An 11,228-nucleotide genomic window follows, 5' to 3' on the forward strand; every position below is an offset into this window, starting at 1 on the left:
TCTCACCCAGGGCGCTCTGCGCCGGGAGTACTGATGACCGTAACGACCGTTCACCGGCCGGCCGAGGCCCCGCAAACCGCGGCCGAGGTTCGCGACTATGCCGGGCAATACTCGAACACGCGCTTCTGGACCAAGGTCTCGCGGGTCGCCAAACGTGCCGGCTACGAGCTGCTGGAAAAGGCCCTGTGGCTGCACTATGCCGCCCAGCGCCCGGAAACGCCGCGCTGGGCAAGGGTGACGGCCTACGGCGCGCTCGGCTACTTCATACTGCCCATGGACGCGATTCCGGACTGGCTTTTCGGTTTCGGGCTGACCGACGATCTGTCCGCCCTCGCGCTGGCGGTGGCGGCCCTGTCGCAGTACATCAACGACGACGTGCGCCGCCGTACCGCCCAGAAGCTCGATCAATGGTTCGAGCGCCCCGCTTACAAACGCCCACTGCGGCGAGTCGAGTAACATCATGACGGTCAAAGATTTTTCGGGCCGGGTGGCGCTGGTGACCGGCGCCTCGGCCGGGGTCGGCGAAGCCACGGCCCGCGCGCTTTCGGCCGCGGGGGCGAAAGTCGTTATCGCTGCCCGGGGGTTAGAAAAGCTCGAGCGCGTGGCAGCCGATATCGACGCCACCCCCATCGCCGCCGACGTGGCGAGCGAGGCCGGCTGTCGAGCGCTTATCGAGCAGGCGCTGGCCGTGCACGGGCGACTCGATATGCTGGTCAACAATGCCGGCTGCCATCATCGCGGGCCGGTGGCCACGCGCAGCGCCGACGAAATCGGCCAGATGGTGGATACCAACCTGCGTGCCCCGCTGATGCTGTCGCGGCTGGCGCTGGACGCGCTCGGCCAAAGCGACGGCGCGGCCATCGTCAACGTGGCGTCGATCGCCGGCCACATGCCGCTGGCCGGCAGTGCGAGCTATTCGGCGACCAAGTTCGGGCTGCGCGCCTTCACCTATGCCCTGGCCGATGAACTCGCCGATACGAACATCAGCGTGAGCGTGGTCTCACCCGGCCCGATCGCCACCGGTTTCATTCTGGAGGATATCGATTCGGTGTCCGATATCACCTTCTCGCAGGGCATGAGCACGCCCGAGCAGATCGCCGAGCTGATCCTCGCCTGTGCCCGAGACGGCCGCGTGGAACGCAGCCGCCCGGCCATGAGCCGGGTGATGGCCACCGCCGGCTATCTGCTGCCCGCACTGCCCCGCATGCTGCATCCGCTGCTCGCCGCCAAGGGGCGTCGGGCCAAGGATCGCTACCGACGCAAGGCGTAAAATCACCCACTTGCACGGCTCTGCGGCGGCGCGCACAGTACGCGAACCCCCTACGAACAAGGATTTAACTGATGGGCATCATTGCATGGATCATCTTCGGCCTGATTGCCGGCGCCGTCGCCAAGCTGCTCATGCCCGGCAAGGATCCGGGCGGCATCATCGTGACCATCGTCATCGGCATACTCGGCGCGGTGCTCGGCGGCTTCATTTCCACTGCCCTGGGCATGGGCACGGTATCGGGCTTCAACCTCGGCAGTTTCTTGATCGCCATTCTTGGCGCCATTCTGCTGCTGTGGCTGTATCGCGTGATGAAATCGCGTTGATCAACGCGTTGGCCATATAAAACCGGCAACCGGCGCAGCGATGCGCCGGTTTTTTTATGCAGATCGATATCAAGGTCGTACCCGGCGCATCGAAGGATCAGATCAGCGGCTGGCTGGGGTCCGCGCTCAAGCTGCGCGTGCGCGCCGCGCCTGAAAAAGGCAAGGCCAACCGCGCCGTTGTCGCACTGCTGGCCGAGGCTCTAAACGTTGCGCCCGCCGCGATACGTATCGAGCGCGGCCACACACGCGCGCTCAAGCGTGTCGCCATCGATGATATCGGCCCGGGCGAATTCGCCCGGCGACTGGGCTCGCCCGCGCCATGATCGTCGTCTATTGCACGCTGGCCGCGCTGGCCGCGATCGGGGTGATGCTGCTCGGCCATGCCACGACACGCCTGCGCCGACGGCGTGTATTCACCGCCACCTGCTCGGGCGCCTGCGGCGGCCTGTGTCTGGCGCTGACCGCCCTGGCCGGCGCCCTGCTGCTCAACCTGCATACCTACCAGCGCCTGAGCTACGAACAGCCGGTGGCACAGCTGAGCTTCCAGGCGCTGGCCGACCAGCGCTTTCAGGCAACGCTTGCCACCGATAACGGCCCGCCTCGGCTTTTCGAGCTGGCCGGCGACGAATTCCAGCTCGATGCCCGCGTGCTCAAATGGCACGCTTGGGCCAATCTGTTCGGCTTCGATGCCCTATTCCGGCTGGAGCGCCTGAGCGGTCGATATCGCGATATTGCCGATGAGCGAACCCAACCGCGCAGCGTGGTGGCCCTCGACGCCGAGGAACCGGGAGTCAACGCCTTCGCGCTTGCTAGGCGCCTTCCCGGCTGGGCGAAGGCGGTCGATGCCCGTTACGGCAGCGCGACCTACGTCCCCATGGCCGATGGCGCGCGCTACCAAATCACCCTGACCCAGAGCGGACTGATCGCACGTCCGGCCAATGCGGCCGCCCGGGCTGCGATCGAACGCTGGTAGCGCCGCGGCTCAGACAGTGCCGCTGGTGGCGGTATTCATGCGCGCATAGGCGCCGGTGACATGGGCCACCAGCGTGTCGAAATCCTGCGAGAACAGCTCGACCCGGCAGGCCACGCTGCGCCGGCCCACGCGTAGCAGCGTAGCCCGGGCAAGCACGTCGGCGGCTTTCGGCCGACGCAGAAAATCGATATTGAAATGACTGGTGACGGCGTATTCGCCGTCCGGCACATGCGCGATGATGGCGGCATACATGGCCGCATCGGCGGCGGTCATGAGCACCGGCCCGGATATGGTATCGCCCAGGCGGGTCATGCCCGCGTCGTAGGGCAGGCAGATATCGGCATGCGCCGTTCCCACGGCGAGCACGCGAAAGGCCGGCTGGCCGGGCGATCCGACGTTGCGCCGGATCACCGTTTCAATCTGGCCAGCGTCTTTGAGGCTCACGGTGCGCTTTCGGTTTCCGAACGTGCTTCCAGCCGATCGAGACGCTTTTTGAGCGCGACGGTCTGGGCGAACGCGACAGCGGCCAGCGAAAAGCCGACCGTGCCGAATACGAAGGCAAGCATCACGAAGGTGGGCAACGGCTTCTCCCGAATATGAGCCACAAAGGACGGTACTGACGAATCCGCCACGCCTCAAGGCGACCACAGGCCGGCCAGGCCGTCCCAGGCCAGACGCAGTGCCAGCACGATCATGATAGCCCGCACCGCCTGGCGGAAACCATGCTCGGAAAACACGCCGTGCAGCCGCCGCCCGACAAGCGTACCCAGCAGGGCTGCCACGGCCATGGGCACCAGCAGATCGAGCCGTGCGAACGCATTGAAACCATTGAGCGAAAACGCGCCGATCTTGAGTAGATGACTGCCGGTCTGGGCGACCGCCAGGGTGGCGATGATCTGTTCCTTGCGCCAGTCGTCGCGAAGAAAGAACGGTGCTACCAGCATGCCGGTGGCCCCCACCACCGGGCCCAGTACGCCGGCGATCGCGCCGGCCGCAAGCAGGCCGCCCCGCCCGTGGATCTTCAGGCGTGCCGCCCAGCTCGGCCAGACGGCCAAGGCCACGAAAAGCGCCAGAGTCAGCCGAATCCAGTCCGGGTTGGCATCGACCACCCAGGGCGCGACCAGAAACGGCCCGGGCACGGCCGTGAGCGCGAACAGCGCCAGCGCCGGCCAGCGCACATGGCGGCCATAGGCGACGCTGCGCGAGGCGTTGGCCGCGAACTGCACCCCGGCATGCAGCGGCAAAGCCAGGGCCGGCTGCATGCCCAGCGCGAACATCAGGGCGATCAGCAAAGTGCCGCCGCCCATGCCGGCCATGCCCGACAGCACGGCGGTGACAAAGGCGGCCGCGACCAGCAGGGCAGTCAATGCGAAAGCGGCCCGCGCTCGCCCCTAGCGACGCCAGGCATGAAACCGCGCCAGCCAGGGAAAGACCCAATCAGGCGCATGCGCTTTTTTCCATTCGCTGGCGGCAAAACGGTTGGCCTCGGCCAGGGTCGGATAGGGATGAATGGTCGCCAGCATCTTGTTCAGGCCGATGCCGTGCTTCATCGCCGATACGAATTCGATGATCAGCTCGCCGGCGGCCTCGCCAACGATGGTGGCACCCAGAATCGTATCCTTGCCGGGCACGGTCAGCACTTTCACCACGCCCTCGCGGGCCGATTCGGCGATTGCGCGATCCAGGCCGGCCAGATCGTAGCGGGTGACTTCGTATTCGATCGACGCGGCCCGAGCGCTGTTTTCGTTGTGGCCGACATGGGCCACCTGAGGATCGGTGAACGTACACCAGGGCAGCTTGGAATAATCCACCGCAAAGCGCTTGAAGGCGCCGAATAGAGCATTGACCGTGGCATGCCAGGCTTCGTGAGAGGCCGCATGGGTGAGCTGGTAGCCGCCAATGGCGTCGCCACAGGCATAGATGCTCGGCAGCGCGGTCTGCAGATATTCGTCCACCGCGATACGCCCGTCCTTGATCAGGCCCAGCTCTTCCAGGCCCATGCCCTCGGTGCGCGCCTTGCGACCGACGGCCACCAGCACCCGGTCGCAGCGAATCTCGGTTTCGCGCTCGCCCAGCTTGCAGGTAAGCACCGTTTCGCGGCTGTTGCGGCTGGCCGCCGTCACCTTGAGGCCGGTTCGCACGGTCACACCCTCGGCAACGAGCCGATCGCGCATCTGCGCGCTGATATCGTCGTCCTCGACCGAAAGAATGCGCTCGCCCTGCTCGATGAGCGTGACCTGGCTGCCCAGCCGTGCGAAGGCCTGGGCCATTTCGCAGCCGATCGAACCCGCCCCCATCACGGCCAGGCGCTCAGGCAGCTCGGTGAGATCCCAGAGGGTGTCGGAGGTGAGATAGTCGATATCCGCCAGTCCGTCGATCGCCGGTACGAACGGCACCGCGCCGGTCGCCAGCACGATATGACGCGCGCTCAGCCGCTGGCCGTCGTCGGTTTCCACGGTCCACGGGTCGACCAGCCGGGCGCCGGCCTGAATACAGTCCACCCCCAGCGACTCGTAGCGCTCGACCGAATCGTGCGGCGCGATCGTCGCCACCACCGACTTCACCCGATCCATGACGTCCTGGAAATGAAAGTTCGCGCTGGCCGAGCGAATGCCGTAATCCCGGCTATGGCGGATCTCGTGCATCAATCGTGCACTGCGTATCAGCGCCTTGGAGGGTACACAGCCGGTATTCAGACAATCACCGCCCATCCTGTTCTTTTCAATAAGCGTGACCTTGGCCTTCACGGTGGCTGCAATCAGCGCGGCCACCAGCCCGGCCGAACCGGCGCCGATCACGATCAGGTTGCGATCGAAATGCTTGGGCTTGTCGTAGCCGGCGAGCGCCTTGCGCGAAGCCACGAAATCGAGCGTCTTGCGGGCGATCAACGGAAACAGACCCAGCAGCACGAAAGAGCCGATCAAACCCGGGGACAACACGCCCGACAACGATTCCACCTGACCGAGCTGGGTGCCCGCATTCACGTAGACGAGCGTGCCCGGCAGCATGCCGAGCTGGCTGACCCAGTAGAAGGTGCGCGTACGAATGGGGGTGAGACCCATGGCCAGGTTGATCACGAAAAACGGAAACACCGGCACCAGCCGCAGGGCGAATAGGTAGAAGGGGCCATCGCGCTCGACGCCGCGATTGAGGGCCTTCAGCCGCGACCCGAAGCGTTTCTGCACGCTTTCGCGCAGCACGAAGCGCGCGATGAGAAAAGCCAATGTGGCGCCGATTGCCGATGCGAACGACACCAGCAGCGTGCCTTCGACCAGGCCGAACAACGCGCCGCCGATCAGGGTCATCACCGCTGCCCCCGGCAACGAGATGGCCGTAACCGCGACATAGATCGCGAAGAAACCCACCGCGAACAGCAGACCGTGGGCAGCAGCCAGCTCGCCGAGCGCGGCGCGCTGGCTTTCGAAACAGGCCAGGCTGAATACCTGATCGCTACAGGCCGCCCCGAGATACTGCCCCGGGTTCACCACGAACCAGGCCGCGATGAGCGCGATTACGAAAACGGCCAGGCCGATACGGGTGATGGTCATCGATTGCTTTCCTTTCAAACGCCTGCGAGCTTCGGCACCGACAGGCTACGTCGTTCGGGCGATTACGCCGCGACAGCGCATCCAGACGCCGTGTGCAGGCCCGCTAATAAAGCCCAACTATCGGTACGACACGCCCATGCCTGAAATCACGGCACGTCTGCTAGACTCGCCGCTCATTTTTACACGGTCTTCGCCGGCCGCATTCGCCCGAATAACCATGCACGAAACCGACAACCTCCGTATCAAGGGCATTCAGGAATTGATTTCTTCGCAGGCGCTACTCGAAGAGCTGCCCGTGAGCGAAGCCGCGTCCGAGACGGTCTACAACACGCGCACGGCCATCCAGAAGATTCTGCACGGCGAGGACGACCGCCTGCTGGTCGTAGTCGGCCCCTGCTCCATTCACGACGTGGACGCCGCGCTTGAATACGCCAAGAAACTGGCCGATGCGCGCGAACGCTATGCCGATGATCTGCTCATCGTCATGCGGGTGTACTTCGAAAAACCGCGGACCACGGTGGGCTGGAAGGGTCTGATCAACGACCCGGACATGGACGACTCGTTCAAGATCAACAAGGGCATCCGCCTGGCGCGCGAGCTGCTGCTCAAGCTCGCCGATCAGGGCATTCCGGCGGGCGTCGAGTTTCTCGATCTGATCTCGCCGCAGTATCTGGCCGATCTGGTGGCCTGGGGCGCGATCGGCGCGCGCACCACGGAAAGCCAGGGCCATCGCGAGCTGGCCTCGGGGCTGTCCTGCCCGGTCGGCTTCAAGAACGGCACCGGCGGTTCGATCAAGATCGCGGTGGATGCCGTGGGCGCGGCCCATCATCCGCACCATTTCCTGTCGCTGACCAAGGAAGGCCAGTCCGCGATCTTTGCCACCGAAGGCAATCGCGATACGCATATCATCCTGCGTGGCGGTGCGAACGGGCCGAACTACGACGCCGATTCGGTCGCCGGCGCGGTCGCCCTGCTCGAACAGGCGCAGCTGTCGGGCCGGCTGATGATCGACTTCTCGCACGCCAACAGCCGCAAGCAGCACAAGAAACAGCTGGAAGTCGGCGACGACGTGGGCGGTCAGATCGCCGCGGGCAGCCGTGCAATCTTCGGCGTGATGATCGAATCCCATCTCAAGGAAGGCAACCAGAAGCTGGTGCCGGGCGTGGAGCCCGAATACGGCGTGTCGATCACCGATGCCTGCCTGCACTGGGAGGATACCGATGCCCTGCTCGGCGAACTGGCCAAGGCCGTGTCCGAACGCCGCGACCTGCGCAACAACGGCGACGACGACTGACCCCTGTTAACCAACACGGGGTTCACGAAAAAGCCGCCCTCGGGCGGCTTTTTCGTGTCCGGGAAGGGGCGGCGTCTACCAGTACGGCCCCGGCAGCAGCGCGGCCAGCACGCGCCCCGGAATATTGGGCTTTTCGGCCTCGCCCGAGCGCCCGCCGCGGGCGGCCTTGGACGAGGGGAACATATGAAACGCCTTGTGCAGCACGAAGTCGTTCACCTTGGGCCACAGGGCATAGCTAATCTGGGCGGTGGTGCCCAGCGGCGAGGCAATGCGCTTGGGCTTTTCCAGGATCGCGCACACGATCATGTCGGCGGCCTGCTCCGGTGTGAGCGTGGGCACATAGTCGTAGAGCTTGGTGGGCGCGATCATGGGCGTACGCACCAGCGGCATGTAGATGGTGGTCAGATCGATATTGCGCGAGGCGACTTCCGGCGACAGACAGCGTGAAAAGGCGTCGAGCGCGGATTTGGACGCCACATAGGCCGAAAAACGCGGCACGTTGGTCAGGCAGCCGATACTGGAAATATTGATGACATGCCCGGTGCGGCGTTTCGCCATGGCCGGCAGGAAGTTGAAGATCATGCGGATGGCGCCGAAGTAGTTCAGCTGCATGGTGCGTTCGTAGTCGTGGAAGCGGTTGAGCGACTCGAACACGCCCCGTCGTATCGAATGCCCGGCGTTGTTGATCAGAATATCGACGTGATGATGATCGGCCAGAATCTGTTTCGTGCAGGCATCGATGGCTTGCATATCGTTCAGATCGCAGGGATACGCCACCGCCCGACCGAGGCCGATCTTGTCCACGATGGCCCGGGTTTCCTCGAGCTTGTCGGGTGTGCGTGCCACCATGCAGACCGTCGCACCGGCACGGGCCAGCTTTTTCGCGGTCATGAAACCGATGCCGCTGGAGGCGCCGGTGATGACCACTACCTTGTCCTGCATGCGCCGCAGCAGCTTCTCGGGCACATGGAAATCGCAGTCCATATGCATTTCCCAGTAGCGCCACAGCGTCTCCGCATAGTCTTCCAGGCGCGGACAATGAATACCGCTGCCCTTGAGCGCGGCCTGGGTATTCACGTCTTCGAACACGGCGCGATTGTTTACGTAGCCGAGTATCGACAACGGCACGCCGATACGCTTGGAAATGCTCTTTTCCAGCCACTCCGCCTTGGGGATGTTGCCGGCCAGACGCTTGAGCTGGTGCTCGATATTGGCCGGCCACTCGTGGGTCGGCAAACGACGCACGATATCCGGGCCGTGGGCCGCGCGCATGAAGATGCGCAACATTTCGCCGGCGGTGGGCGGCTCGTTCTGGATAAGAAAGAATGCCTGGCCGTCGAGGTTGCGCTTGTGGGCAATATGCACCATGGCATCGACGACATAGTCCACCGGCGCCACCGGCATCTGCCCGCCCTCGATACCGAGTAGCGGCATCCACTTGGGCACGTTGTCGCGGATGCGCTTGATCGGCTTGAAGAAATAATAGGGGCCGTCGATCTTGTCCATTTCCCCGGTTTCGGAATGGCCGACGACCATCCCCGGGCGATAGACCCGCCACGGCACCTTGCAGTGCTCGCGCACAATCGCCTCGGACTGGAACTTGGTCCGATAGTAGGGATGGCGGACCTGCTGGCCCTCGTCGAACATCTCGTCGGTGAATACGCCTTCGTAATCCGCGCCGGCCACCGCCACCGACGAGACATGGTGGAAACAGGGCTTCTTGCCGGATTCGTTGGCCAGCGCACCCGCGAGCGCGACGATATTCGCCGTGCCCTCGTTGTTGACCTTGTCGGCCTGGGCGTCGGTCATGTTCATGTCGTAGACCGCGGCCAGATGAAAGACATGATCGATAGTGCCAGTCAGGTGTTCAAGCGCTTCGCGGTCGATCACCCCGCGCCGGGTGATATCGCCCCAGACCGGGATCAGGCGGTCCTCGCTCACGCCAAGCCTCTCGCACAGGCCGGTATAGCGGTCGGCGCTGGCCCGGCGCATCAGCACATACACGGTCGCATTGCGCCGTGTCAGCAGTTTTTCGACAAGGAAACGACCGATGAAACCGGTCGCACCGGTCACGAGATAGTTCATTATTGCTTTGTCCTGGTCTGGATATCGTCCTCGGCGACGCCGCTGGCGGCGTCGCTCGCATCGCTGACGGTAAACCCATGCGGCCCCCTTGCGCCACTATTACGATCGCGCGAGCGCTTCTGACACAATGCGTCGACGCGCAATAGCCCACCCAATCAGGACCCATCCATGAGCGAAACCATATTTTCCAAGATCATCAATCGCGAGATCGATGCCGATATCGTCCACGAAGACGACCAGTGCCTGGCGTTTCGCGACATCAACGCGCAGGCGCCGATGCATATCCTGGTGATCCCGAAAAAGCCCATCGACATGCTCGTCAACGCCGAAGCCGACGATCAGGCGCTGCTTGGGCATCTGCTGCTGACCGCACGGCAGGTCGCCAAGAACGAAGGCTATGGCGAGGCCTTCCGACTGGTCGTAAATAACGGCGAGGCCGTGGGCCAGAGCGTGTTTCACTTACATGTACATATCCTGGGCGGACGCGACTTCGCCTGGCCGCCGGGCTAAGCGCGCCTTGCAAGGGGATGAATCGACCCCATCAATCAAACACAGCTGCTTTGTGGGCCGAGTCCGCGCGCGCTAACATGGCGCGCTTTGGATCGGCTCGCGGGCCGATTCGCCTGACTGGAACCGCAACACGATGAGTACCGTGGCCAAGGCGCAGGGCGCCAGCAACAACACCTCTTCCGCCGCACGCGACGCGCAAACCAGCGCCGAGATCGAGGATGTTCAGGGGCGGGCCGATCCGCGCCACCTGGCGATCAACAAGGTGGGCATCTGCGATATCCGCCATCCGGTCTCGATCGAACAGCGCGTGGGCGGCCATCAGAGCACGGTGGCCACCTTCGGCATGTACGTGAACCTGCCCCATCATTTCAAGGGCACCCACATGTCCCGCTTCGTGCAGATCCTCAACGCGCACGAACACCAGATCACCGTCGACTCGTTCCGGACCATGCTCGGCGAAATGACCGAGCGTCTCGAAGCCGATAACGGCCATATCGAGATGAGCTTTCCCTATTTCATCGACAAGTACGCGCCGGTGACACGGGAAAAAGGGGTGATGGACTACAACGTCACCTTCATCGGCGACCAACGCGGCGAGCGTACCGATCTGTATGTCGAAGTGAAGGTGCCGGTAACCACCCTGTGCCCCTGCTCCAAGGACATTTCCGACTACGGCGCCCATAACCAGCGCTCGCTGATCACCATTCGCGTGCGTGCGACCGAGTTCTTCTGGCTCGAAGAACTGGTCGATATCGCCGAATCGCAGGCGTCTTCAGAGCTGTACGGCATCCTCAAGCGCGTCGACGAAAAGGCGGTCACCGAGCGAGCATACGAAAACCCGAAGTTCGTCGAGGACGTGGTGCGTGACATCGCCCAGTGCCTCAACGACGACTCGCGATTTCGTTATTACGTTGTGGAGTCGGAGAACTTCGAATCGATCCACAACCATTCGGCTTATGCGATGATCGAACACGACAAGGACCAGCCCGCCAGCTGAGCCTTCGCTCGATTCGAAGTCCGGCTGACATCAGCGAGCGCATCCCGCGCCGAGTGGCGTGAACCCTGCTCGAGTTCCCGAGAATGCTGACTCCTCACCGAGTCGCAATCATTGCGCCTACTGTATGTATTGGCGATAAGAACGGGGTCTGCGGCTCGACGTTCTCCGGCCCCTACCTGCGTAACGACAGCCAGACCGCGCAAAAAAAAGGTTCATCGCAGATTAGCG

13 protein-coding genes are annotated in these 11,228 nt (G+C 63.6%); 8 read left to right on the plus strand and 5 right to left on the minus strand.

What is annotated here, in order from left to right; translation table 11 throughout:
* The first annotated feature begins 33 nt into the window (after positions 1-33).
* The 5 genes from C84B14_RS06370 to C84B14_RS06390 all read left to right on the plus strand — a co-directional run bounded on the left by C84B14_RS06370 (position 34) and on the right by C84B14_RS06390 (position 2,566).
* Complete coding sequence (locus tag C84B14_RS06370; protein ID WP_353222687.1) at positions 34-456, plus strand: YkvA family protein; 423 nt, start codon at positions 34-36, stop codon at positions 454-456.
* A 4-nt stretch (positions 457-460) separates the two neighbouring features.
* The gene (locus C84B14_RS06375; RefSeq protein WP_353222689.1) at positions 461-1,270 is read left to right on the plus strand and encodes an SDR family NAD(P)-dependent oxidoreductase; all 810 of its coding nucleotides are present in this window, start codon (positions 461-463) and stop codon (positions 1,268-1,270) included.
* A gap of 71 nt (positions 1,271-1,341) precedes the next feature.
* Entirely contained in the window at positions 1,342-1,593 is a 252-nt protein-coding gene (locus C84B14_RS06380; protein ID WP_348765898.1) for a GlsB/YeaQ/YmgE family stress response membrane protein, read from the plus strand.
* A 56-nt stretch (positions 1,594-1,649) separates the two neighbouring features.
* Positions 1,650-1,916, plus strand: coding sequence for a DUF167 domain-containing protein (locus C84B14_RS06385; protein ID WP_353222691.1), 267 nt, complete (start codon positions 1,650-1,652; stop codon positions 1,914-1,916).
* Positions 1,913-2,566: a hypothetical protein gene (locus C84B14_RS06390; RefSeq protein WP_348765896.1), complete on the plus strand. Its 654-nt coding sequence runs from the start codon at positions 1,913-1,915 to the stop codon at positions 2,564-2,566. The genes C84B14_RS06385 and C84B14_RS06390 overlap by 4 nt, the downstream gene beginning before the upstream one ends.
* A 9-nt stretch (positions 2,567-2,575) precedes the next feature.
* Here the strand turns inward: C84B14_RS06390 and C84B14_RS06395 are convergent, their stop codons facing one another.
* Genes C84B14_RS06395 through C84B14_RS06410 form a run of 4 tightly spaced genes read right to left on the minus strand, consistent with a single transcriptional unit; the run spans position 2,576 to position 6,114 of the window.
* Positions 2,576-3,010 carry a PaaI family thioesterase gene (locus C84B14_RS06395; protein ID WP_353222693.1) on the minus strand — a complete coding sequence of 145 codons (435 nt, stop codon included), beginning with the start codon at positions 3,008-3,010 and terminating at the stop codon, positions 2,576-2,578.
* Positions 3,007-3,147 (minus strand): hypothetical protein, encoded by a 141-nt coding sequence (locus C84B14_RS06400; protein ID WP_348765894.1) that lies wholly within the window; start codon positions 3,145-3,147, stop codon positions 3,007-3,009. The genes C84B14_RS06395 and C84B14_RS06400 overlap by 4 nt, the downstream gene beginning before the upstream one ends.
* Before the next feature lie 54 nt (positions 3,148-3,201).
* The gene (locus C84B14_RS06405; protein WP_353222695.1) at positions 3,202-3,933 is read right to left on the minus strand and encodes a sulfite exporter TauE/SafE family protein; all 732 of its coding nucleotides are present in this window, start codon (positions 3,931-3,933) and stop codon (positions 3,202-3,204) included.
* 24 nt (positions 3,934-3,957) lie between these two features.
* Positions 3,958-6,114, minus strand: coding sequence for a dihydrolipoyl dehydrogenase family protein (locus C84B14_RS06410; RefSeq protein ID WP_353222697.1), 2,157 nt, complete (start codon positions 6,112-6,114; stop codon positions 3,958-3,960).
* A gap of 217 nt (positions 6,115-6,331) precedes the next feature.
* Between C84B14_RS06410 and C84B14_RS06415 the strand changes: the two genes are divergently transcribed.
* Positions 6,332-7,408 carry a 3-deoxy-7-phosphoheptulonate synthase gene (locus C84B14_RS06415; RefSeq protein WP_353222699.1) on the plus strand — a complete coding sequence of 359 codons (1,077 nt, stop codon included), beginning with the start codon at positions 6,332-6,334 and terminating at the stop codon, positions 7,406-7,408.
* Between the two features lie 75 nt (positions 7,409-7,483).
* Here the strand turns inward: C84B14_RS06415 and C84B14_RS06420 are convergent, their stop codons facing one another.
* Entirely contained in the window at positions 7,484-9,493 is a 2,010-nt protein-coding gene (locus C84B14_RS06420; protein ID WP_348767898.1) for an SDR family oxidoreductase, read from the minus strand.
* A 168-nt stretch (positions 9,494-9,661) separates the two neighbouring features.
* Between C84B14_RS06420 and C84B14_RS06425 the strand changes: the two genes are divergently transcribed.
* Both C84B14_RS06425 and folE2 read left to right on the plus strand, forming a co-directional pair.
* The gene (locus C84B14_RS06425) at positions 9,662-10,003 is read left to right on the plus strand and encodes a histidine triad nucleotide-binding protein (RefSeq protein WP_348767899.1); all 342 of its coding nucleotides are present in this window, start codon (positions 9,662-9,664) and stop codon (positions 10,001-10,003) included.
* A 133-nt stretch (positions 10,004-10,136) separates the two neighbouring features.
* A complete protein-coding gene (gene folE2, locus C84B14_RS06430; RefSeq protein WP_353222701.1) occupies positions 10,137-11,000 on the plus strand; it encodes a GTP cyclohydrolase FolE2 in 864 nt (287 codons plus the stop codon).
* Positions 11,001-11,228 lie beyond the last annotated feature (228 nt).

This window comes from Salinisphaera sp. C84B14, assembly GCF_040361435.1.
Classification (GTDB): Bacteria; Pseudomonadota; Gammaproteobacteria; order Nevskiales; family Salinisphaeraceae; genus Salinisphaera.